This window comes from Streptomyces sp. BHT-5-2 (assembly GCF_019774615.1).
GTDB lineage: Bacteria > Actinomycetota > Actinomycetes > Streptomycetales > Streptomycetaceae > Streptomyces.
Genome location: NZ_CP081496.1, coordinates 1,877,763 through 1,896,770 on the forward strand (window position 1 = coordinate 1,877,763; position 19,008 = coordinate 1,896,770).

Annotated in this window: 25 protein-coding genes; 16 read left to right on the forward strand and 9 right to left on the reverse strand. The window is 71.5% G+C overall.

Annotated elements, in window-relative coordinates; all coding sequences use genetic code 11:
* Positions 1-76 precede the first annotated feature (76 nt).
* On the forward strand, positions 77-595 hold the full coding sequence (locus K2224_RS41325; RefSeq protein ID WP_221905958.1) for a chaplin: 519 nt from the start codon (positions 77-79) through the stop codon (positions 593-595).
* A gap of 330 nt (positions 596-925) precedes the next feature.
* Positions 926-1,771 (forward strand): nitrilase-related carbon-nitrogen hydrolase, encoded by an 846-nt coding sequence (locus K2224_RS08300; RefSeq protein WP_221905959.1) that lies wholly within the window; start codon positions 926-928, stop codon positions 1,769-1,771.
* A 21-nt stretch (positions 1,772-1,792) separates the two neighbouring features.
* Here K2224_RS08300 and tatA read toward each other — a convergent pair whose 3' ends face one another.
* The 3 genes from tatA to rpmB all read right to left on the reverse strand — a co-directional run bounded on the left by tatA (position 1,793) and on the right by rpmB (position 2,643).
* The gene (gene tatA, locus K2224_RS08305; RefSeq protein WP_221905960.1) at positions 1,793-1,990 is read right to left on the reverse strand and encodes a Sec-independent protein translocase subunit TatA; all 198 of its coding nucleotides are present in this window, start codon (positions 1,988-1,990) and stop codon (positions 1,793-1,795) included.
* Between the two features lie 111 nt (positions 1,991-2,101).
* Complete coding sequence (gene rpsN / locus K2224_RS08310; RefSeq protein WP_221905961.1) at positions 2,102-2,407, reverse strand: 30S ribosomal protein S14; 306 nt, start codon at positions 2,405-2,407, stop codon at positions 2,102-2,104.
* Positions 2,407-2,643 carry a 50S ribosomal protein L28 gene (rpmB, locus tag K2224_RS08315; RefSeq protein ID WP_221905962.1) on the reverse strand — a complete coding sequence of 79 codons (237 nt, stop codon included), beginning with the start codon at positions 2,641-2,643 and terminating at the stop codon, positions 2,407-2,409. Before rpmB ends, rpsN begins: the two co-directional genes overlap by 1 nt.
* A 73-nt stretch (positions 2,644-2,716) precedes the next feature.
* Here rpmB and rpmG point away from each other — a divergent pair, with 73 nt between their 5' ends.
* The 7 genes from rpmG to K2224_RS08350 all read left to right on the forward strand — a co-directional run bounded on the left by rpmG (position 2,717) and on the right by K2224_RS08350 (position 5,920).
* Positions 2,717-2,881 (forward strand): 50S ribosomal protein L33, encoded by a 165-nt coding sequence (rpmG, locus tag K2224_RS08320; RefSeq protein ID WP_018536469.1) that lies wholly within the window; start codon positions 2,717-2,719, stop codon positions 2,879-2,881.
* 5 nt (positions 2,882-2,886) lie between these two features.
* Positions 2,887-3,141 (forward strand): type B 50S ribosomal protein L31, encoded by a 255-nt coding sequence (locus K2224_RS08325; protein ID WP_221905963.1) that lies wholly within the window; start codon positions 2,887-2,889, stop codon positions 3,139-3,141.
* Positions 3,141-4,289 carry a GTP-binding protein gene (locus K2224_RS08330; protein ID WP_221905964.1) on the forward strand — a complete coding sequence of 383 codons (1,149 nt, stop codon included), beginning with the start codon at positions 3,141-3,143 and terminating at the stop codon, positions 4,287-4,289. The genes K2224_RS08325 and K2224_RS08330 overlap by 1 nt, the downstream gene beginning before the upstream one ends.
* A 105-nt stretch (positions 4,290-4,394) precedes the next feature.
* Positions 4,395-4,631, forward strand: coding sequence for a 30S ribosomal protein S18 (gene rpsR / locus K2224_RS08335; protein ID WP_221905965.1), 237 nt, complete (start codon positions 4,395-4,397; stop codon positions 4,629-4,631).
* Positions 4,632-4,712: 81 nt separating this feature from the next.
* The gene (locus tag K2224_RS08340) at positions 4,713-5,084 is read left to right on the forward strand and encodes a metalloregulator ArsR/SmtB family transcription factor (protein ID WP_260692395.1); all 372 of its coding nucleotides are present in this window, start codon (positions 4,713-4,715) and stop codon (positions 5,082-5,084) included.
* Positions 5,081-5,563: an SRPBCC domain-containing protein gene (locus tag K2224_RS08345; RefSeq protein WP_221905966.1), complete on the forward strand. Its 483-nt coding sequence runs from the start codon at positions 5,081-5,083 to the stop codon at positions 5,561-5,563. The genes K2224_RS08340 and K2224_RS08345 overlap by 4 nt, the downstream gene beginning before the upstream one ends.
* Before the next feature lie 117 nt (positions 5,564-5,680).
* Positions 5,681-5,920 (forward strand): DUF397 domain-containing protein, encoded by a 240-nt coding sequence (locus tag K2224_RS08350; protein ID WP_221905967.1) that lies wholly within the window; start codon positions 5,681-5,683, stop codon positions 5,918-5,920.
* Between the two features lie 134 nt (positions 5,921-6,054).
* Here K2224_RS08350 and K2224_RS08355 read toward each other — a convergent pair whose 3' ends face one another.
* Complete coding sequence (locus tag K2224_RS08355) at positions 6,055-6,564, reverse strand: ATP-binding protein (RefSeq protein WP_221905968.1); 510 nt, start codon at positions 6,562-6,564, stop codon at positions 6,055-6,057.
* 316 nt (positions 6,565-6,880) lie between these two features.
* Between K2224_RS08355 and K2224_RS08360 the strand changes: the two genes are divergently transcribed.
* From K2224_RS08360 to K2224_RS08375, 4 genes are all read left to right on the forward strand, one after another.
* On the forward strand, positions 6,881-7,744 hold the full coding sequence (locus tag K2224_RS08360; RefSeq protein ID WP_221905969.1) for a helix-turn-helix transcriptional regulator: 864 nt from the start codon (positions 6,881-6,883) through the stop codon (positions 7,742-7,744).
* Between the two features lie 64 nt (positions 7,745-7,808).
* Positions 7,809-9,266 carry an aldehyde dehydrogenase family protein gene (locus tag K2224_RS08365; protein WP_221905970.1) on the forward strand — a complete coding sequence of 486 codons (1,458 nt, stop codon included), beginning with the start codon at positions 7,809-7,811 and terminating at the stop codon, positions 9,264-9,266.
* Positions 9,267-9,423: 157 nt separating this feature from the next.
* Entirely contained in the window at positions 9,424-9,972 is a 549-nt protein-coding gene (locus K2224_RS08370; RefSeq protein ID WP_221905971.1) for a DinB family protein, read from the forward strand.
* A 78-nt stretch (positions 9,973-10,050) separates the two neighbouring features.
* On the forward strand, positions 10,051-10,722 hold the full coding sequence (locus K2224_RS08375) for a PadR family transcriptional regulator (RefSeq protein ID WP_221905972.1): 672 nt from the start codon (positions 10,051-10,053) through the stop codon (positions 10,720-10,722).
* Between the two features lie 85 nt (positions 10,723-10,807).
* Here the strand turns inward: K2224_RS08375 and K2224_RS08380 are convergent, their stop codons facing one another.
* The 3 genes from K2224_RS08380 to leuE form a co-directional block, all read right to left on the reverse strand.
* Positions 10,808-12,223: a glutamate decarboxylase gene (locus K2224_RS08380; RefSeq protein WP_221905973.1), complete on the reverse strand. Its 1,416-nt coding sequence runs from the start codon at positions 12,221-12,223 to the stop codon at positions 10,808-10,810.
* Between the two features lie 16 nt (positions 12,224-12,239).
* Complete coding sequence (gene wrbA / locus K2224_RS08385; protein WP_221905974.1) at positions 12,240-12,863, reverse strand: NAD(P)H:quinone oxidoreductase; 624 nt, start codon at positions 12,861-12,863, stop codon at positions 12,240-12,242.
* 145 nt (positions 12,864-13,008) lie between these two features.
* Positions 13,009-13,707, reverse strand: coding sequence for a leucine efflux protein LeuE (leuE, locus tag K2224_RS08390; protein ID WP_221905975.1), 699 nt, complete (start codon positions 13,705-13,707; stop codon positions 13,009-13,011).
* 121 nt (positions 13,708-13,828) lie between these two features.
* On the opposite strand from leuE, the gene K2224_RS08395 reads away from it, so the two are divergent.
* A complete protein-coding gene (locus tag K2224_RS08395; RefSeq protein ID WP_221905976.1) occupies positions 13,829-14,587 on the forward strand; it encodes a MerR family transcriptional regulator in 759 nt (252 codons plus the stop codon).
* Between the two features lie 48 nt (positions 14,588-14,635).
* Here the strand turns inward: K2224_RS08395 and K2224_RS08400 are convergent, their stop codons facing one another.
* Complete coding sequence (locus K2224_RS08400) at positions 14,636-15,004, reverse strand: YbjQ family protein (RefSeq protein WP_018536454.1); 369 nt, start codon at positions 15,002-15,004, stop codon at positions 14,636-14,638.
* 273 nt (positions 15,005-15,277) lie between these two features.
* Between K2224_RS08400 and K2224_RS08405 the strand changes: the two genes are divergently transcribed.
* Entirely contained in the window at positions 15,278-15,967 is a 690-nt protein-coding gene (locus tag K2224_RS08405) for a DedA family protein (RefSeq protein ID WP_221905977.1), read from the forward strand.
* 704 nt (positions 15,968-16,671) lie between these two features.
* Positions 16,672-18,351: a threonine/serine exporter ThrE family protein gene (locus K2224_RS08410; RefSeq protein WP_221905978.1), complete on the forward strand. Its 1,680-nt coding sequence runs from the start codon at positions 16,672-16,674 to the stop codon at positions 18,349-18,351.
* Between the two features lie 147 nt (positions 18,352-18,498).
* On the opposite strand, the gene K2224_RS08415 is transcribed toward K2224_RS08410, so the two are convergent.
* Entirely contained in the window at positions 18,499-18,990 is a 492-nt protein-coding gene (locus K2224_RS08415) for an inorganic diphosphatase (protein WP_018540386.1), read from the reverse strand.
* Positions 18,991-19,008 lie beyond the last annotated feature (18 nt).

Here is a 19,008-nt window from a genome sequence, read left to right on the forward strand (position 1 = left end):
CCGCCGGCCGCCCGGTCGTACGGGCACGACGGGCTGCGGGCGGGCAGCCCGGACACGAGCTGTGGAGTGAGGGGACATGCGACGGAGCCTGAAGGCGTGCGTGCTCGCGGTGGCGGTTTCGGGGGTGCTGGGGGCGGGTGCCGGTCCGTCGTTCGCGGGCGCCGGTGGGCCGGGCGGCGCCGTGGACGGACCCGGCGCGCTGGCCGGGAACGCGGTCCGGGTGGAGGTGCACGCCCCGTTCACCGTGTGCGGCAACTCCCTTGTGGTGGTGGGGGTGTTGAACTCGGGAACGGGGGACCGGTGCGGGAACGGCCCGGCGGCCGGGCGGGCCGTACCGGTGCGGCGTGCCGCGGAGCCGACGAAGCACCGGCGGCGGGTGGCCGGGGGGCCGGCGCGGACATCCCGGCTGCACACCGGGGCGCGGAGCGGGCACGACCCCCGGGTGGGGGCGGTGGCGCGGGCCGGGCGGTCGGCGGGGAAGGCACTGCTGGCGGCCAGTGGTGCGGAGCGGCTGGAGGTGGCGGCCGCGACCGGCGGCGGGCTGCTGGTCGCCGGGGCGGCGCTGCTGCGCCGGGCCCGCAGGCGCCAGGGGTGAGCGCGGGTCGTCGGAGGCTCCGGTGGGGCTCCGGCGGCCGGCCGAGCGGTGCGGCGGGCCGCTCGGCCTGGGCCACCCGGTCGAGGCGGCGCCCTGGGCGCCGGACGTCCCGACCGCGGCCGTCGTACCGCTGGCGCCGGGCGGAGCTGCGGCTGGAAGCCGCCCGGGGATACGACGGGTCGTGCGGATCAACGGGTGAGAAAGGTGCCCGGCACGGGAAGGATCGTTCTTTCGCTCGTTGGTGGGATGCGTCTTAACCGGATGTTCAGGGAAGAATGGGGGCAAAAGCCATAAAGGCTATTAAGCGTAGTTAAGTGAGGGGGAGTGGGCATGCTTGTCGCGCTGGCGCAGACCGACTGCGCACTGGGGGACGTACCGGAGAACCTGCGGGTCGCACGGGAGCAGATCGAGCAGGCCGCGGCGCAGGGGGCGGATCTCGTCGTCTTTCCCGAACTCAGCCTGCACGGCTATCACTTGGGGGCGCTCAAGCGGGACGAGTCCATCGAGGCGGACGATCCGCGGCTGCGGGAGCTGAGCTCCCTGGGGCCGGATGTGCTGGTCGGGTTCCACGAGCACACCCGGTTGCGGGCGTACAACACCTCCGCGTACTACGTGGACGGGGAGCTGGCGCATGCACACCGCAAGCTCTATCTGCCGAACTATCTGGCCTGGGAGGAGCGCAAGCACGTCAGCCCGGGGCAGTCGCTGCGCTCGTACGAGCTGGCGAAGTCGACGAGCGGGGGGCGGGGGGCGACGCTGGTCTGCAACGACGCCTGGCAGCCGGTGCTGCCGTGGCTGGCGGTGCAGGACGGGGCCGAGGTGCTGTTTGTGCCGACCAACAGCGCGGCGAGCCTGGACCCGGAGGCGATGGACACCGGGCTGTACTGGGACACCCTGCTGTCCTATACGGCGCGGATGTTGCAGTGCTGGGTGGTCTTCGTCAACCGGGTGGGCAACGAGCACGGGGCGTCGTTCTGGGGCGGCTCGCGGGTGGTGGATCCGCGGGGCGCGGTGGTGGCGCAGGCGCCCAAGTGGGAGCCCTCGCTGGTCACGGTGGAGATCGATCCGGCCGAGGCGCGCCGGCAGCGGCGGGCGGTGCCGCTGGTCGCGGAGGCCCGGCTGGGGCTGGTCGACCGCGAGGTGCGGCGGTTGATCGACGAGGGCGGCGACCACTGACCGCCGCGGGCGCGGGCCCGGTCAGTGGCCGGCGGGCTGCTCCGTGCGGGGGGCCTCGGCGGGCTGCTCGTCCCGGAGGGCCTTGGTCTCCGACTTGAGGATGCGCATCGAGCGGCCGAGGCCGCGCGCCATGTCGGGGAGCTTCTTGGATCCGAAGAGCAGCACGAGGACGGCCACGATCAGGATCAGGTGCCAGGGCTCCAGGGCGTTGCGCAGCATGGCGCTCTCGCTTTCGTCGGGGGTGCCTGCGGGTTCTGTCCAGTATTACCCGAAGGGCCCGGCCACCCGGCCCAGGGGGCGTGCCCGGGGGCGGGTGGCCGGGGCTGGCGGTCACCAGCTGGACTTGGTGACCCCTGGCAGATGGCCCTTGTGCGCCTGCTCGCGGAGGTTGATCCGGGAGAGGCCGAAGGTGCGGAGGTAGCCGCGCGGGCGGCCGTCGACGCCGTCGCGGTTGCGGACGCGGGTGGCGCTGGCGTCCCGCGGCTGGCGGGACAGCTCCCGCCGGGCGGCGGTCCGCTCGTCGTCGGAGGAGCGGGGGTTGCGGATCACGGCCTTGAGGACGGCCCGGCGGGCGGCGTAGCGGGCGACCGTGAGGCGGCGCTGCTCGTTCTTGGCGATCTTGCTCTTCTTGGCCATCAGACCTTCTCCCCCCGGGCGCGGATGCGGGCGACGGCGGCCTCGACGCCGATCGCGTCGACGGTCCTGATCCCCTTGGCGCTCAGGGTCAGCCGGATGTGGCGGCCCTCGCTCGCCAGCCAGTAGCGCTTGCGCTGGATGTTGGGGTCGAAGCGGCGGGAGGTGCGGCGGTGCGAGTGGGAGACGGTCTTGCCGAAGCCCGGCGCGCGGCCGGTCAGCTGGCAGTGGGCGGACATGGTGCGGTCCCTCCGGTGGTCGAGCCCTCCACGGGCTTATTGAAAATGGAAACCATTTGCGTATACTAACCACATGGCCCGCAACGAGATACGCCCGGTCGTCAAACTCCGGTCCACCGCCGGCACCGGGTTCACCTACGTCACCCGCAAGAACCGCCGTAACGACCCCGACCGACTGGAACTGCGCAAGTACGACCCGGTCGCCGGCCGGCACGTCACCTTCCGAGAGGAGCGCTGAGCCCGATGCAGCCTGGAATCCACCCCGCCTACGGGCCCGTCGTCTTCCGCGACCGGGCCGGCGACTTCGCCTTCCTCACCCGCTCGACGATGACCAGTGACAAGACCGTGGAGTGGGAGGACGGGAACACCTATCCCGTCGTCGACGTCGAGATCTCCTCGGCGAGCCACCCCTTCTACACGGGCACCGCGCGGGTGCTGGACACCGCCGGCCGGGTCGAGCGGTTCGAGCGTCGGTACGGCAAGCGCGGGGCCCGCTGATGGAGCGGCTGAGCGTGGTGCTGGTGGGCGGCCTGCACGCGGACGCCCGGCGGGCCGCCGTCGAGCGGCTGCTGACGGCCGTCCCCGGCAGCGTCGCCCTCCACCACGACCTGGCCTCGGCGGCCGACGGCACCGTCCGGCGCACCGTCCGCGACGCCGGCGGCATGCTGGACACCGGCGAGGCGCCGCTGGTCAACGACTGCGCCTGCTGTGCGCTGCGCGAGGACCTGGTGCCCGAGCTGGAGCGGCTGGCCGCGGGCCGGACCTGCCGGCTGGCCGTCGTCGAGCTGTGGGACTCGGTCGAGCCCAAGGCGATGGCCGAGGTGGTCACCTCGCACGGGGGCGACGGCCTGGAGCTGACCGGGGTGATCACCGCCGTCGATCCGGCGCTGCTGCTGCCCTATCTGGGCAACGGTGACGACCTCGCCGAGGCCGGACTGGCGGCCGCCGCCTCCGACCAGCGCACGATCGCCGACACCTGGGCGCGCCAGCTGGAGTACGCGACGGTGCTGGCGCTGGCCGCGGGGGAGGAGCCCGCGGACGACGCAGATCTCGCGCTGCTGGCGCAGCTGCACTCGACGGCCCGCCAAGTCCCTGTGGAGTCCGGGGAGTTGGCCGCGGCCGCGCTGGCCGGCTTCGATGTGGAGGCCGCTGCGGGCCGGCAGCATCCGGCCTGCGCGCTGCTGCCCCAGGAGGCCGACGCGGCCGGCGTGGCCACCCTCGTCTGGCGCGGCGGCCGGCCCTTCCACCCCGAGCGGCTCTACGCGGCCCTGGAGGACCTGGCCTGCGCGGCGGCGCGCAGCCGGGGGCGGTTCTGGCTGGCCGACCGGCCGGACACCCTGCTGTCCTGGGACGCCGCGGGCGGCGCGCTGTGCGTGGAGAACGCCGGGCCGTGGCTGGCGGCGCTGCCGGACGCCGCCTGGGAGCTGGTGCCGCCCATGCGGCGCGCGGCCGCCGCGCTGGACTGGCACCCCGAGCACGGCGACCGCGGGCAGCACCTGGTCTTCACCTCGCCGGGGTTGGACCGCGACGGGCTGCGGCTGCTGCTGGAGTCCTGCCTGCTCACCGACGCCGAGTACGCGGGCGGTCCGGCGGCCTGGAAGGGCCTGGCGCCGGCCTTCGACGAGCTGCTCGACCCCGTGTCGTGACGCCCCGTACGCCGTGACGCCCTGTACTCCGTGACGCCCGGCCGCGCGCCGGTCCGCGGAAAGCCCGCACAAGCCCCAAGCAGCCCGCAGTAAGGAAGCTCTGCCATGCCCCGTCGGAACCCCTCGCGGCGTCAGGCCGCCACCCGCCCCAACCCGCTGGACGCGGCGGGCATCATGTACATCGACTACAAGGACACCGATCTGCTGCGGAAGTTCCTCTCGGACCGCGGCAAGATCCGGAGTCGCCGGGTCACCCGGGTCACCGCCCAGCAGCAGCGGCAGCTGGCCCGCGCGATCAAGAACGCCCGGGAGATGGCGCTGCTGCCGTACGGCTCGCGGTGACGGGCGGCCCCGTACCGGGCGCGACCGGTAGGAGATTCCCTACGTTTGACGCGTAGGGAATCTCCTACGTATTTTGGGGGCGTGAACGCCACTCCCGTACCGCCGCGCCCCGTTCTGTCCGAGCCGGACCAGGACCGGGTCTTCGCGGCGCTCGCCAACGGCACCCGCCGTGAGGTGCTCCGCCTGCTGCGGGACGACGGGCCGCAGCCCGTCCAGCGGCTGGCCGAGCACTTCGCGATGAGCCGGCCGAGCCTGTCCGAGCATCTGAAGGTGCTGCGCCAGGCCGGGCTGGTGAGCGAGCAGCGGGCCGGCCGGCAGCGGATCTACCGCCTGGAGGCCGCGCCGCTGAGCGAGGTGCAGGACTGGCTCGGACCCTACGAGCGGTTCTGGCGCGCGAAGCTCGCGGGCCTGGCCGAGCTGCTCGACCGCATCCCCCACGAAGAGGCACGATGAACACCCACGGCTTCCCGGCCCCCGACGACGACCCGGCGGACGCGACGACCCTCCGCGTCGACCACTTCCTGCCGCACCCCCCGGCCAAGGTCTGGCGGGCGCTGACCGAGCCGGAGCTGATCGCCCAGTGGATGATGCCGGGCGACTTCCGGCTGGAGGTCGGCCACCGCTACGAGATGCGGACGCTGCCCCGGCCGAACTCCAACTTCTCCGGCACGGTCGTCGCCGAGGTGATCGGGTTCGAACCGGAGCGGACGCTGCGGCTGCGCTGGCGGGACGCCGACGAGGGGCAGGGCAACCGCGCCGACTGGACCATTACCTGGACCCTGGAACCCGAGGGGCGCGGTACGCGTCTCTTCCTCGTCCACGAGGGCTTCGATCCCGACGACCCGTACCAGGTGCAGGCGCACCGCATCATGGGCGGCGGATGGCGGGCGATTGTGACGGAGGGTCTGGGGAAGGTGCTCAACAAAATGTGACCACCTCGGCACCGGCTGTCGTGCACGTGCATCTGCGCATGCATCCGCATGTGAACGCAGCTATGATCCCGGGCAGTTGACACCATTCATCACCGCGTTCACCACCGGGAGAGCCCTGTGCCCCACGCATACAACGGCATGGCCGCAACGGATCTCCGCGATGTGACCTGGCAGAAGAGCCGGCACAGCAACTCCCAGGGCTCCTGCGTGGAGTTCGCGAAGCTGCCCGGGGGCGACGTGGCGGTCCGCAACTCCCGCTTCCCGGACGGGCCGGCGCTGGTCTACACGCCGGCCGAGGTCGAGGCGATGCTGCTGGGCGTGAAGGACGGGGAGTTCGACCACCTGGTGCGCGACTGAGCGGGCCGCGGCTCCGGGCGCCGGTCCGGAGCCGGCACGGAAACGCGCGTCGGGCGCCCGCTTCGGAGCGGGCGCCCGACGTATGAGGTCCGGAACGCGGGGATCGCGGGGAGCGCGGCCCGTGCGGGCCCGCGCTACGGCAGCCGGAAGAGGGCCCACACGACCTTGCCGTGCCGGCCCCCGGGCAGCCGGTGCCAGCCCCAGCTGTCGCTGAAGGATTCCACGAGGTAGAGCCCGCGGCCCGATTCGGCGACGGAGTCCGCCTCGCCGGCCTCCGGCGAGGCGTCGCTGGGGTCCCGTACCGCACAGACCAGGCGGGAGGACCAGCGCATCAGATGGAGCCGGGCGGGCAGGCCGGCGTCGGTGAGGTCCGTGCCGAAACCCGGGTGGTCCGGGGCGGCCAGGACCGCGTGCCGCAGGGCGTTGGTGACGAGCTCGGAGACGACCAGGGCGACGCCGTCGAAGAGTTCCTCCAGGCCCCAGCCGGTGAGCGTTTCACGGGTGAACTTGCGGGCGCCGCCGACCGATTCGTAGCGCGGCGGGAGCGGGCAGGACACGGATCCGGAGACGGCCAAGGGGTCGACGGGAGGAAAGCCCTGCCATAACGGCTCGAAATCGAGCATGGTCGAAACCTTGGTCCCCATGCGAGGCACTCCTGGCGTTCGCGGACGTCATGACCCAGGCCGGTCAGCCGGGGATCAGGCGGATCTTTCACGAGCGTGCATGCGTGCGAGCTCTATGGTTCCCAATGCGTAGGGCAGATGCAAGGGCAGATGCACGTGCAGCTGACGCGATTGCGGGGGGCTGGCCCCATAAGCGCCGTATTCTTCCTGTGATTTCTTGTGGAGGGCTTGCGGGGGCCGCACATATCAGTAACCAGATGAGCACTCAACGAAGCCCGGACATGGCAGACTGCGCCTTCACTGTTGGACGGGGCGGGGTCACAGGAGGGTCAGAGAGGTGTCCGCAAGTGAGTCGGGCGGGTCGGTGGTGCGGCGGATCCTGCTCGGATCCCAGCTCCGTCGGCTGCGTGAATCGCGCGGGATAACCCGTGAAGCGGCCGGCTACTCGATCCGTGCGTCCGAATCGAAGATCAGCCGCATGGAGTTGGGCAGGGTGAGCTTCAAGGCACGTGATGTCGCAGATCTCCTCACGCTGTACGGCGTGAGCGACGAGCAGGAGCGCGAGGCGCTGCTCGCACTGGCCAAGGAGGCGAACGTCGCGGGCTGGTGGCACAGTTACAGCGATGTGCTCCCCGGCTGGTTCCAGACGTATGTGGGTCTGGAAGGGGCCGCTTCCCTGCTCCGCGTCTACGAAGTCCAGTTCGTCCACGGCCTGTTGCAGACCGAGGAGTACGCGCACGCCGTGGTCTCCGGTGGTATGCCGGACGCGCCGGCGGCCGACGTCCAGCGCCGGGTCGCGCTGCGCCAGGAGCGGCAGAAGCTGCTGATATCGGAGCGGGCGCCGCAGCTGCACTGTGTCCTGGACGAGGCCGCGCTGCGCCGCCCCTACGGTGGACGGGCGGTGATGCGCGGGCAGTTGAAGCATCTCATCGACATCTCGGAGCGGCCCAATGTGCGGCTCCAGGTGATGCCGTTCAACTTCGGCTGGCACGCGGGGGAGAGCGGTGCGTTCACCATGCTGCGCTTCCCGGAGTCCGATCTCTCCGACGTCGTCTATCTGGAGCAACTCACCAGTGCCCTCTACGTGGACAAGCCGGAGGAGGTCGCGCAGTACGAGCGGGCGATGGAGCGGCTGCAGGAGGACAGCCCGGGACCCTCGGAGACCAGGGATCTTCTGCGTGGTCTGCTCCAACTGACCTGACCCGGCAGTAGGATGACGCCGGATCAGCCCCCCGCAGAGCAGTGCCGCACAGAGTAGGGATGCCATGTCCTTCTTCGCAGACCTGGCCTACCAGTTCATCGACGGTGAGTGGCGGGCCGGCAGCGGCTCGTGGGACATCATCGATTTCAACCCCTACGACCAGGAGAAGCTGGCGTCGATCACGGTCGCCGGCGTGGACCAGGTCGACGCCGCCTACCGCGCCGCCGAGCGCGCGCAGCGGGACTGGGCGCTGCGGAATCCCTACGAGCGGCGGCAGGTCACCGAGCGGCTGCTGCGGCTGATCGAGGAGCGCGAGGAGGAGATCGTCGAGGCGCTCGTCCTCGAACTGGGCGGCACCCGGATCAAGGCCGCCTACGAGGTCCGGCTCGCCAAGGAGTTCGTCCGCGAGGCGACCCAGCTGGCGATGCGGCCGCAGGGGCGGATACTGCCCTCCCCGGTGGACGGCAAGGAGAACCGCGTCTACACCCTGCCGGTCGGCGTCATCGGTGTGATCAGCCCCTTCAACTTCCCGTTCCTGATCTCCATGAAGTCCGTGGCGCCGGCGCTGGCGCTGGGCAACGCGGTGGTCGTCAAGCCCAACCAGAACGCCCCCATCACCGGCGGCGGGCTGATCGCCAAGCTGTTCCAGGACGCGGGGCTGCCGGACGGGCTGCTCAACGTGCTGATAACCGACATCGCGGAGATCGGGGACGCGCTGATCGAGCACCCGGTGCCGCGGGTGATCTCGTTCGCCGGGTCGGACAAGGTCGGCCGGCATGTCGCGGCGGTCAGTGCCGGGCACTTCAAGCGGGTGATCCTCGAACTCAGCGGCAACAGCGCGCTGATCGTGATGGCGGACGCCGATGTGGACTACGCGGTCGACGCCGCCGTCTTCAGCCGGTTCGTCTATCAGGGCCAGGTCTGCATGGCGGCCAACCGGGTGCTGCTGGACCGCGCGATCGAGGCCGAGTTCACCGAGAAGTTCGTGGCCAGGGTGGCGGCGCTGCGGACCGGCGACCCGCGCGATCCGCACACCCAGATCGGCCCGCTGATCAACTCCTTCCAGGCGGAGGCGCTGACCTCGCTGGTCGACCGGGCGATAGCCGAAGGGGCCACGGCGCTGCTGCGCGGCCGCACCGACGGCAATCTCGTCGAGCCGAGCGTGCTGGCGGGGCTGCCCGCGGACTCGGTGCTGCACGGCCAGGAACTGTTCGGGCCGGTGGCCCTGCTGGTGCCGTTCGACGGCGAGGACGAGGCGGTGCGGATCGCCAACGACACCCCGTACGGGCTCAGCGGGGCGGTGCACACCGCCGATGCGGAGCGCGGGGCGCGGATCGCCCGGCGGATCGAGACCGGCATGATCCACGTCAACGACGGGACGGTGCACGACGAGCCGCAGGTGGCCTTCGGCGGGGAGAAGTTCTCCGGGATCGGGCGGCTGAACGGCGAGTCCACGGTCGAGGCGTTCACGACGCAGAAGTGGGTGTCCATCCAGCACGGGCGGACGCCGTTTCCGCTCTGAGGCTGCCGGTCCGGTCTTCTTGGTTCCTTCCCGGAGTAGGACGTCAACTGTCCTAGATACCTCGTAGCGTTGGGGATGTCGGAAAGCGTCCGGGCGGTTCGGTACCGGGCCGGACGCCCGCGGCGCTCCGCCGCCGACATGACGAAAGGTGGAACCCATGCCCACTCATGTTCCGGCCGAGGCCCACGGTGACGAGCGCGGTGCGCTGCTGGCCTTCCTGGAGGCGCAGCGCGGCGGCCTGCGACGGGCGGTCCTGGGGCTGACCGACGAGCAGGCCGAGGAGCGGCCGAGCGCCAGCGAACTGTCACTGGGCGGGCTGGTCAAGCATGCCGCGGAGGTCGAGCAGCGCTGGCTGGAGATCGCGCAGCAGCGGGAGCCCACCATTCCGCGCGATCAGGGCAACTGGCACCTGAGCTTCCGACTTCAGGACGGCGAGACCGTCGCGGGCATGCTGGAGTTCTGGGACGGGGTCGCGGCCGAGACCGAGAAGTTCGTCCGCGCTGTGCCGAGCCTGGACGACACCTTTCCGCTGCCCCCGGCCCCGTGGTTCCCGAAGGACGCCCGGCAGTCGATGCGGTGGCTGATGCTGCACCTGATCGAGGAGGTCGCGCGGCACGCCGGCCACGCCGACATCGTCCGGGAGTCGCTGGACGGCAAGACGGCCTTCGCGCTGGTGGACGAGGAGCGCACGGCGCGGGAGGGGTAGCCCAGCGGCCCCGGCGCCCGGCCGCCTAGGCTGGCGGCAGGGCGCGTGCGGGATGCGCGTCCTGGGATTGAGGTGGCGATGTCGGCGATCCGGCTGCTGGTGCTGGGGGCCGTGCGGCAGCACGGCCGGGCGCACGGCTATCAGGTCCGCAACGACCTGGAGTACTGGGGCGCGCACGAGTGGTCCCACGCCAGGCCGGGATCGATCTACCACGCGCTCAAGCAGATGGCGAAGCAGGGCCTGCTGCTCGCCCACGACGTCGCGCCGAGCACGGCCGGCGGGCCGCCGCGCACCGAGTACGAGGTGACCCCGGCGGGCGAGGAGGAGTACTTCCGGCTGCTGCGGGCGGCGCTGGCGCAGCGCGACCCGAAGACCGACCTGCTCAGCGCCGGGATCGGCTTCGTCGTCGATCTGCCGCGGGACGAGGCGGTGGCGCTGCTGAGGGAGCGGGTGCGGGCCCTGGAGGAGTGGCGGGCCACGGTCACCTCGTCCTATGTGCCCGAGGACGGTCCCGGACAGCTCGGCCACATCGGCGAGATCATGCACATGTGGGTGCACGAGGCGGACAGCGGCGCGGCGTGGACCCGGGGGCTGATCGCGCGGATCGAGGGCGGGGCGTACGTCTTCGCCGGCGAGGGGGAGCCGTTCGTGGGCGTGCTGCGGGAGGGCCAGGAGAACCCGTACGCGGTGCGAGGGGACGACGGCCGGGCGGACGACGACGAGGGCGGCGGGAAGGGCGGCGCAGGCTGAGGGCGCGGGGCGTTCGGGGTTCTCCCGGGCCCCTCCCTGGAGGCTCGCGCATGGGGCTCTCCGATGGGGCGCGCCCGCCGTCTCGTCAGTGGTGGAAGGCGGTCGCGACCTCTTCCGGGCGGCTCAACGGGGCGGACTGCCGGCGGAGTTCGGTGAGCAGCTGCTCCAGGTCGGTCAGGAAGTTGTCGGCCAGGTCCAGCGAGAAGCCGTTGCGGCAGACCACGCGGAGGACGGAGAGGTCCTGGCGGTCGGGCGGGAAGGTGTAGGCGGGGACCAGCCAGCCGCGCTCCCGCATCCGCCGGGACACGTCGAAGACGTCGAAGGCGGTGACGTCGTCGGCGGTGGTGAAGGCGAAGACCGGCAGCTGGTCGCCCCGGGTGAGCAGCCGGAAGTCGCCCAGCGAGCCGATCCGTTCGGCCAGCGAGCGGGCCACGTCGCGGGTGCTCTGCTGGACGGCGCGGTATCCCTCCCGGCCCAGGCGCAGGAAGGTGTAGTACTGGGCGGCCACCTGGGCGCCGGGGCGGGAGAAGTTGAGGGCGAAGGTCGGCATGTCGCCGCCCAGGTAGTTGACGCGGAAGACCAGCTCCTCGGGGAGCGCGACCTGGTCGCGCCAGAGCGCCCAGCCGACACCGGGGTAGACCAGGCCGTACTTGTGGCCGGAGGTGTTGATGGACGCGACCCGGGGGAGGCGGAAGTCCCAGACGAGATCGGGGTCGAGGAACGGCGCGATCATGGCGCCGGACGCGCCGTCCACATGGACCGGGACGTCCAGGCCGGTGCGCTCCTGGAGGGCGTCGAGCGCCGCGCAGATCTCCGCGACCGGCTCGTAGGAGCCGTCGAAGGTCGAGCCCAGGACGGCGACGACGCCGATGGTGTCCTCGTCGCAGAGGGCGGCGGCGGAGTCCGCGTCGAGGTGGAAGCGGTCGCCCTCCATGGGGACCTGGCGGGCCTGGACCTCCCAGAAGTTGCAGAACTTCTCCCAGCAGACCTGGACGTTGGCGCCCATGACGAGATTGGGGCGGGCGGCGCCCGGATAGCGGTCCTGGTTGCGTCGGGCCCAGCGGCGTTTGAGGGCCATGCCGGCGAGCATGCAGGCTTCGCTGGAGCCGGTGGTGGAGCAGCCGATGGCGGCGTGCGGGTCGGGGGCGTGCCAGAGGTGGGCGAGCATCGCCACGCAACGCCGCTCCAGTTCGGCGGTGCGCGGGTACTCGTCCTTGTCGATCATGTTCTTGTCCCGGCACTCCGACATCAGGACGTCGGCCTGCGGCTCCATCCAGGTGGTGACGAAGGTGGCGAGGTTGAGCCGGGCGTTGCCGTCCAGCATCAGCTCGTCGTGGACGAACTGGTAGGCGGTGTGCGGGGAGATCGGGCCCCGGGGGAGGGTGTGCCGCGGCGGGGAGGTCTCCATGCCGGAGGTCGGGTCGGCCTCGCCGTAGAAGGGGTTCACCGGGTGGCCGCGGCGGCCGCGGTCGTGTTCGTAGGCACCTTTGTGGAGGGTCATCTGCTGCGGCCTTTCGTCAACCGGTGGCGGCCAGACCGGTTTTGATCGCCTTGGTGAACTGCACGACCCGCTCCGCCTGGATGCGGGCGGCGGTCCGGACGGCGGCGTCGAGCGGCGTCTCCGGGCCGCCGACGTGCGAGGTGCCGTAGGGGTTGCCGTCGTCGAACTTCGCCGGGTCCGTGTAGCCGGGGGTGACGAGGATGCCGCCGAAGTGGTGGACGGTGTGGTAGAGCGCCAGGAGAGTGGACTCCTGGCCGCCGTGCGCGGACTGGGAGGCGGTGAAACCGCTGTAGACCTTGTCGGCCAGCCGGCCCTGCTGCCACAGGCCGCCCAGGGTGTCGATGAACTGCTTGAGCTGGGACGTGACGTTGCCGAAGCGGGTGGGGGTGCCGAACAGCACCGCGTCCGCCCAGACCATGTCGTCGTGGGTGGCCTCCAGGATGTCGGCGGTGGCGGCGACGTTGGCCGCCCAGGCCGGGTTGGAGTCGATGGCGGCCTGCGGGGCGAGCTCGGCGACCCGGCGCAGCCGGACGTCGGCGCCGGCGTGCTCGGCGGCGTCCGCGATCAGCCGGGCCAGTTCGGCGATGGTGCCGGTCGACGAGTAGTAGATGACGGCGACGTTGACGTCGTGCAGGGGCATGACGCACCTCCTGGAACCCGACAATAGGGGCATAAGGTGCGCATGGCCTCCAGGGTTCGCCCAGTGGAAGCGCGGCCGGGCCGGGCCCGTGCGGACCCGGCCCGGCCATGGGGAACGGCGCCGCGCGGGCGCCGGCCCGCACCGCTCAGCTCGCGCTGGCCAGCGACAGCTTCGCGGCGAAACCGAGGAAGGCGGCGCCGGCGCCCGCGGACAGGCCGGCCGTCAGCCGCTTGCGGCGCCGGAAGGTCGCCGCCAGGAACGTCCCGCTGAAGATCAGCAGCGACAGATAGCTGAAGCTGAACAGCTGCGCCCAGGCGCCGAGCGCCACGAACGACAGCACCGGGTGCGCATAGGCGGGGTCCACGAACTGCACGAAGAACGAGATGAAGAACAGGATCGCCTTCGGGTTGAGCAGACTCACCACGAACGCCCGGCGGAACGGCCGCTCGGCGGGCGCCTTCTTCGGGGCCGCGCCGGCCGGGGCCCCGTCCGCCGCCCCGCCGGCCTGCTCGGCCGCCGCGTCCCGCAGCGCCGCCCGTCCGCCGCGCCACAGGGACCAGGCGCCGCGCAGCATCCCGACGGCCAGCCACGTCAGATAGCCCGCGCCGGCGAACTTCACGATCCCGAACAGCACCGGGCTGGCCTTCAGCAACGAGGCCACACCGCCCGCCGACAGCGTCATCAGCACCGTGTCGCCGCACAGCACACCCGCCGCCGCCCGGTATGCCACCCGGCGGCCGCGGCGGGCGGCCACCGAGACGACGTACAGCGAATTCGGCCCCGGCAGCAGGATGATCAGGGCGAGGCCCACCAAGTAGGTGGACAGATCCGTTATTCCGAGCATGCGCGGAGGATCTCACCCGCCGACGCGCCGCCTCACCGGCTTTTCAGCATCCGGACTTGCACCTCACGCCGCGTGAGGACCCATCGTGAAGCGCGTACCGATGACCGACGAGGGAGCGGAAGTGAGCTATTCGGTAGGGCAGGTGGCCGGTTTCGCCGGAGTGACGGTGCGGACCCTGCACCACTACGACGAGATCGGGCTGCTGGTGCCCGGCGAGCGCAGCCACGCGGGACACCGCCGCTACGGCGACGCCGACCTGGACCGGCTCCAGCGGATCCTGTTCTACCGGGAGCTCGGCTTTCCGCTCGACGAGGTGGCGGACCTCCTGGACGACCCGGACGCGGACCCGCAGGCGCATCTGCGGCGCCAGCACGACCTGCTGACCGCGCGGATCGGGAGACTCCAGCACATGGCCGCCGCCGTCGAACGCGCAATGGAGGCACGCAGGATGAACGTAAGGCTCACCCCGGAGGAGAAGTTCGAGGTCTTCGGCGACTTCGACCCCGACCGGTACGCGGAGGAGGTCGAACAGCGCTGGGGCGGCACCGACCCCTACAAGGAGTCGCAGCGCCGGACCGCCGCGTACACCAAGGAGGACTGGAAGCGGCTGACGGCGGAGTTCGACGCCATCCACCGCAAGATGGCGGACCTGCTCGCGCAGGGGGTGCCGGCGGACTCCGAGGCGGCCATGGACGTCGCCGAGGAGCACCGGCGCTTCATCGGCGGGGCGTACTACGACTGCACCTACGAGATTCACACCGGACTCGGCGAGATGTACGTCGCGGACGAGCGGTTCACCGCCACGTACGAGGCGATCCGGCCCGGGCTCGCGGTGTACATGCGGGACGCGATGCTGGCCAACGCGGTGCGGCACCTGTGAGCGTCCCCGCGTCGTGGTGCTGATCCACCGCCGTGCCGCCGACGTCGTTCAGCCCTGGGGCTCCAGCACCACGGCCGTGCCGTAGGCGCAGACCTCGGTGCCGACGTCGGCGGCCTCGGTGACGTCGAAGCGGAACATCAGCACGGCGTTGGCACCGCGGGAGCGGGCCTGTTCCACCAGGCGTTCCATGGCCTGGTTGCGGGTCTGGACGAGGGTCTTGGTCAGCCCGCGCAGCTCACCGCCGATCATCGACTTCAGGCCCGCGCCGATCTGGCTGCCGAGGTGCCGGGAGCGCACGGTGAGGCCGAAGACCTCGCCGATCACCTGTTTCACGTGAAACCCCGGTACGTCGTTGGTCGTCACGACCAGGACGTCGGACTGCGCGTGCTGTCCGCCGCCGTACTCCTCGATGCCCATGCTCCGCACCTCCTGCCCTTCCTCCGGCCAGGATCACCCGGGCCGGAGGGAGCGGCCAGCGGTCGGGCGCGCTCGGGTGGGTGCGAAAGGCGCCGGTGGCCGTCGTCGGACCCGGCTCCGGGGCGGCCGCGCAGCCCCGAGCCCGGGCTGCGCCTGGAACCACGGCTCGTCATAGTCCGTTGATAGCTTTGGGCCGCACACCGCGCCTGCACCCTCGCTTCAGCTCGTCGCACCGCGCGAGCCGGGCGCCCTCGACCCAGGAGCCTTCACCCCGTGAATACTCTCGCGCTCGGTCCCCAGTGGCTGAACTCGGACTACTTGATCACGAATTTCGGCCTGATCGGCGTCCTGCTCATCGTCTTCGCGGAGTCCGGGCTGCTGATCGGCTTCTTCCTGCCCGGGGACTCGCTGCTGTTCACCACCGGCCTGATGGTGACCACGGACAAGATCGACAAGCCGCTGTGGCTGGTGTGCACGCTGGTGGTGCTGGCGGCGGTGCTGGGCGACCAGGCCGGCTACCTCTTCGGCCGCAAGGTCGGCCCGGCGCTCTTCAGCCGCCCCGACTCACGGCTCTTCAAGCAGGAGAACGTCGAGAAGGCACACGACTTCTTCCAGAAGCACGGCCCGAAGTCGCTGATCCTGGCCCGTTTCGTGCCCATCGTGCGCACCTTCACGCCGATCATCGCGGGCGTGAGCCGGATGCCGTACCGCTCCTTCATCATCTTCAACATCATCGGTGGCGCGCTGTGGGGCGCCGGCGTGACGCTACTGGGCGCGGCGCTGGGCAACGTCGAGTTCGTCCACAAGAACATCGAGCTGATCCTCGTCGCGATCGTGCTGATCTCCGTGGTGCCGGTTGCCATCGAATTCCTCCGTGCCCGGAGGAAGGCGAAGCGGGAGCCGGCGCCGGCTCCGGCGACGGCGGCCCGCGCGCAGGGGCGGGGCCGCCACGCCAAGCGTTGACGCTCGGCGGGTCCATCCCACGTTGTCGGCGTTCCCGCCGTAGGGGTTCGCGTCTTTGCGCCTGACGGCGCGTTTCTGGCCCGCTTCGCGGGAGCTGTTCCGGCCCGCTTCGCGGGCATTGTTGGTCCGCTGCGCGGGGCTGTCGGGTGCGGTGCCGGGCCTGCGGGGGTGGTGTGTCGGACTGCTGCGCTTTACGTCCGACACACCACCCCCTCCGGCCCGTCCCCTCCCGTTGGGGGTCGGATCACAGGTCAGTTGGGGCGTCTGTCCGGTGGGCCAGTGCAGGCTCCGGGCTGATGGGTGATCGCCGGTCAATCGATGAGCGACCCGCAGAGGACCGCTTCGCTCGGCCCCCACTCACCGTCTTTCCCTCCCACCCACGGGAGGGGACGGGTCGGAGGGGCAGGGGGTGTGTCCGGACGTAAAGCGCAGCAGTCCGGACACCCCCTGCCCCGGAGGCCCGGCACCGCACCCGACAGCCCCGCGCAGCGGACCAACAACGCCCGCGAAGCGGGCCGGAACAGCCCCCGCGCAGCGGACCGGCAACGCGCCGCCAGGCGCAAAGGCGAAGCGCCGCAAGGCGAACCCCTACGGCGGAACAGCCGACAACGTGGGGGGAGCCCCGAAGAAGCGGGCGGCGCAGCCATACGGCATCGTGTGCATGACCGGTCGGCAGGAGGCGTACGTAAGAGGAGTGGGGACAGGTGTCGTCGGAACCATCCCGCGGAAGCGGAAACGGTCTCCCCGAGGAACGCAAACCGTCGGACGAGGCGCGCAGCGCCTTCACGCCCCCACTGGGCGTACCTTTGCCCCCGCCTCCCGAGGAGGAGCACCCCACCTCCGAGTTCGCGCTGCCGGACGGGCTGCTGGCGGAGGCACCGGCGGAGCCCGAGGGGTCGGCGTTCGCCCCGCCGGGGAGCACCACCGGCCAGACCCCGCTGCCGACGTTCACCCCGCCGCACGGGATACCCGTGCTCAGCCTGACCAAGGAAGCGCCGTGGCAGGACCGGATGCGCACCATGCTGCGGATGCCGATCCACGAGCGGCCGGTGCCCGAACGCGCGGAGCGCGGCGAGGAGGAGGGCGTCGGCCCCGCCGTGCCCCGCGTCCTGGACCTGACGCTGCGTATCGGCGAGATCCTGCTGGCCGGCGGTGAGGGCGCCGAGGACGTCGAGGCGGCGATGTTCGGCGTCGCGCACGCCTACGGGCTGGAGCGGGTCGAACCGACCGTCACCTTCACCCTGCTGTCGATCTCGTACCAGCCGTCACTGGTGGACGACCCGGTCACCGCCAGCCGGACGGTCCGGCGGCGCGGCGTGGACTACAACCGGCTGTCGGCGGTCTTCGGGCTGGTGGACGAGATCACGTCGGAGGGGATCAGCCTCGAGGAGGCGTACCGCGGGCTGGCGGAGATCCGCCGCAACCGGCACCCCTACCCGAGCTGGGCGCTGACGGTGGCCTCCGGGCTGCTCTCCGGCGCGGCGAGCATGCTCGTCGGCGGCGGGACGCTGGTGTTCATCGCGGCGGCCCTCGGCTCGATGCTGGGCGACCGGATCGCCTGGCTGGCGTCGGCGCGCGGGCTGCCGGAGTTCTACCAGTTCGTGGTCGCGGCGATGCCGCCCGCCGCGATAGGGGTCGTCTTCGCCCTGGCGCACTCCAACGTGCAGTCCTCCGCGGTGATCACCGGTGGGCTGTTCGCCCTGATCCCGGGACGGGCGCTGGTCGCCTCCGTGCAGGACGGGCTGACCGGCTACTACATCACCGCCGCCGCACGTCTGCTGGAGGTCGGCTATCTCATCGTCGGCATCGTCGTCGGCGTGCTGTCCGTGCTCTACATCGGACTCCAGGCCGACCCCGGCCTCCAACGGCTCAACCCCGAGCAGGCGCTGCGGCTCTACAACGAGCCGGTGGTGCAGACCATCGCGTCGATGCTGTTGGCGCTGGCGTTCTGCGTCCTGCTCCAACAGGAGCGCCACACCGTCGCGTTCGCGACCATGAACGGCGGGGTCGCGTGGGTGGTGTACGGGGCGCTGACCGCCACCGCCGGGTTCAACGCGGTGCCCTCCACGGCCATCGCCGCCGGCCTCGTCGGCCTCTTCGGCCAGCTGCTCTCCCGGTACCGCTACGCCTCCGCGCTGCCCTACGTGACCGCGGCCATCGGCCCGCTGCTCCCCGGTAGTGCGACCTACTTCGGGCTGCTCAACTTCGCCCAGGGGAACCTGCTGGAGGGCTTCTCGTCGCTGATCAAGGCCGCCTCGCTGGCGCTCGCGATCGCGGTCGGGGTCAACCTCGGAGGCGAGGTGGCGCGGCTCTTCCTGCGGGCGCCAGGGCTCACCGAGGCCGGCGCGGGGCGCCGCGCGGCCAAGCGGACCCGCGGCTTCTGAGCGGCCCGGGCACCGGAACCCACGACACGGACGACGGGCGGCCCCCAGATGGGTGCCGCCCGTTCGCGTACGAAAATCAGAGCGCGCCGGCGGGCGTGCGGAGCCCCGGGGAACCCCGTCGCCGCCGGACCCGCTCCGTCGGTCGGGTCAGTGCCCGCCCTGCGCCTCGTAGCGCTTGTAGGAGCGCTCGATCTCGGCCTCGGCGTCGGCGCGGCCGACCCAGTCGGCGCCCTCGACGGACTTGCCCGGCTCCAGGTCCTTGTAGACCTCGAAGAAGTGCTGGATCTCCAGGCGGTCGAACTCCGAGACGTGGTGGATGTCGCGGAGGTGCTCCACACGCGGGTCGGAGGCGGGGACGCACAGCAGCTTGTCGTCGCCGCCGGCCTCGTCGGTCATCCGGAACATGCCGATGGCGCGGCACGTGATCAGGCAACCGGGGAAGGTCGGCTCGTCCAGGATGACCAGCGCGTCCAGCGGGTCGCCGTCCTCGCCGAGGGTGTTCTCGACGAAGCCGTAGTCGGCCGGGTAGCTGGTCGAGGTGAAGAGTCGACGGTCCAGGCGGATCCGACCGGTCTCGTGGTCCACCTCGTACTTGTTCCGCGAACCCTTCGGGATCTCGATGGTGACGTCGAACTCCACGGGTGGCTCCTCCATGAT

What these genes read in the sequence shown, in the direction of transcription:
- K2224_RS41325 (WP_221905958.1), top strand. Translation starts at nt 77, where the DNA reads ATGCGACGGAGCCTGAAGGCGTGCGTGCTCGCGGTGGCGGTTTCGGGG.
- K2224_RS08300 (WP_221905959.1), top strand. Translation starts at nt 926, where the DNA reads ATGCTTGTCGCGCTGGCGCAGACCGACTGCGCACTGGGGGACGTACCG.
- tatA (WP_221905960.1), bottom strand. Translation starts at nt 1,990, where the DNA reads ATGCTGCGCAACGCCCTGGAGCCCTGGCACCTGATCCTGATCGTGGCC.
- rpsN (WP_221905961.1), bottom strand. Translation starts at nt 2,407, where the DNA reads ATGGCCAAGAAGAGCAAGATCGCCAAGAACGAGCAGCGCCGCCTCACG.
- rpmB (WP_221905962.1), bottom strand. Translation starts at nt 2,643, where the DNA reads ATGTCCGCCCACTGCCAGCTGACCGGCCGCGCGCCGGGCTTCGGCAAG.
- rpmG (WP_018536469.1), top strand. Translation starts at nt 2,717, where the DNA reads ATGGCCCGCAACGAGATACGCCCGGTCGTCAAACTCCGGTCCACCGCC.
- K2224_RS08325 (WP_221905963.1), top strand. Translation starts at nt 2,887, where the DNA reads ATGCAGCCTGGAATCCACCCCGCCTACGGGCCCGTCGTCTTCCGCGAC.
- K2224_RS08330 (WP_221905964.1), top strand. Translation starts at nt 3,141, where the DNA reads ATGGAGCGGCTGAGCGTGGTGCTGGTGGGCGGCCTGCACGCGGACGCC.
- rpsR (WP_221905965.1), top strand. Translation starts at nt 4,395, where the DNA reads ATGCCCCGTCGGAACCCCTCGCGGCGTCAGGCCGCCACCCGCCCCAAC.
- K2224_RS08345 (WP_221905966.1), top strand. Translation starts at nt 5,081, where the DNA reads ATGAACACCCACGGCTTCCCGGCCCCCGACGACGACCCGGCGGACGCG.
- K2224_RS08355 (WP_221905968.1), bottom strand. Translation starts at nt 6,564, where the DNA reads ATGGGGACCAAGGTTTCGACCATGCTCGATTTCGAGCCGTTATGGCAG.
- K2224_RS08365 (WP_221905970.1), top strand. Translation starts at nt 7,809, where the DNA reads ATGTCCTTCTTCGCAGACCTGGCCTACCAGTTCATCGACGGTGAGTGG.
- K2224_RS08370 (WP_221905971.1), top strand. Translation starts at nt 9,424, where the DNA reads ATGCCCACTCATGTTCCGGCCGAGGCCCACGGTGACGAGCGCGGTGCG.
- K2224_RS08375 (WP_221905972.1), top strand. Translation starts at nt 10,051, where the DNA reads ATGTCGGCGATCCGGCTGCTGGTGCTGGGGGCCGTGCGGCAGCACGGC.
- K2224_RS08380 (WP_221905973.1), bottom strand. Translation starts at nt 12,223, where the DNA reads ATGACCCTCCACAAAGGTGCCTACGAACACGACCGCGGCCGCCGCGGC.
- wrbA (WP_221905974.1), bottom strand. Translation starts at nt 12,863, where the DNA reads ATGCCCCTGCACGACGTCAACGTCGCCGTCATCTACTACTCGTCGACC.
- leuE (WP_221905975.1), bottom strand. Translation starts at nt 13,707, where the DNA reads ATGCTCGGAATAACGGATCTGTCCACCTACTTGGTGGGCCTCGCCCTG.
- K2224_RS08400 (WP_018536454.1), bottom strand. Translation starts at nt 15,004, where the DNA reads ATGGGCATCGAGGAGTACGGCGGCGGACAGCACGCGCAGTCCGACGTC.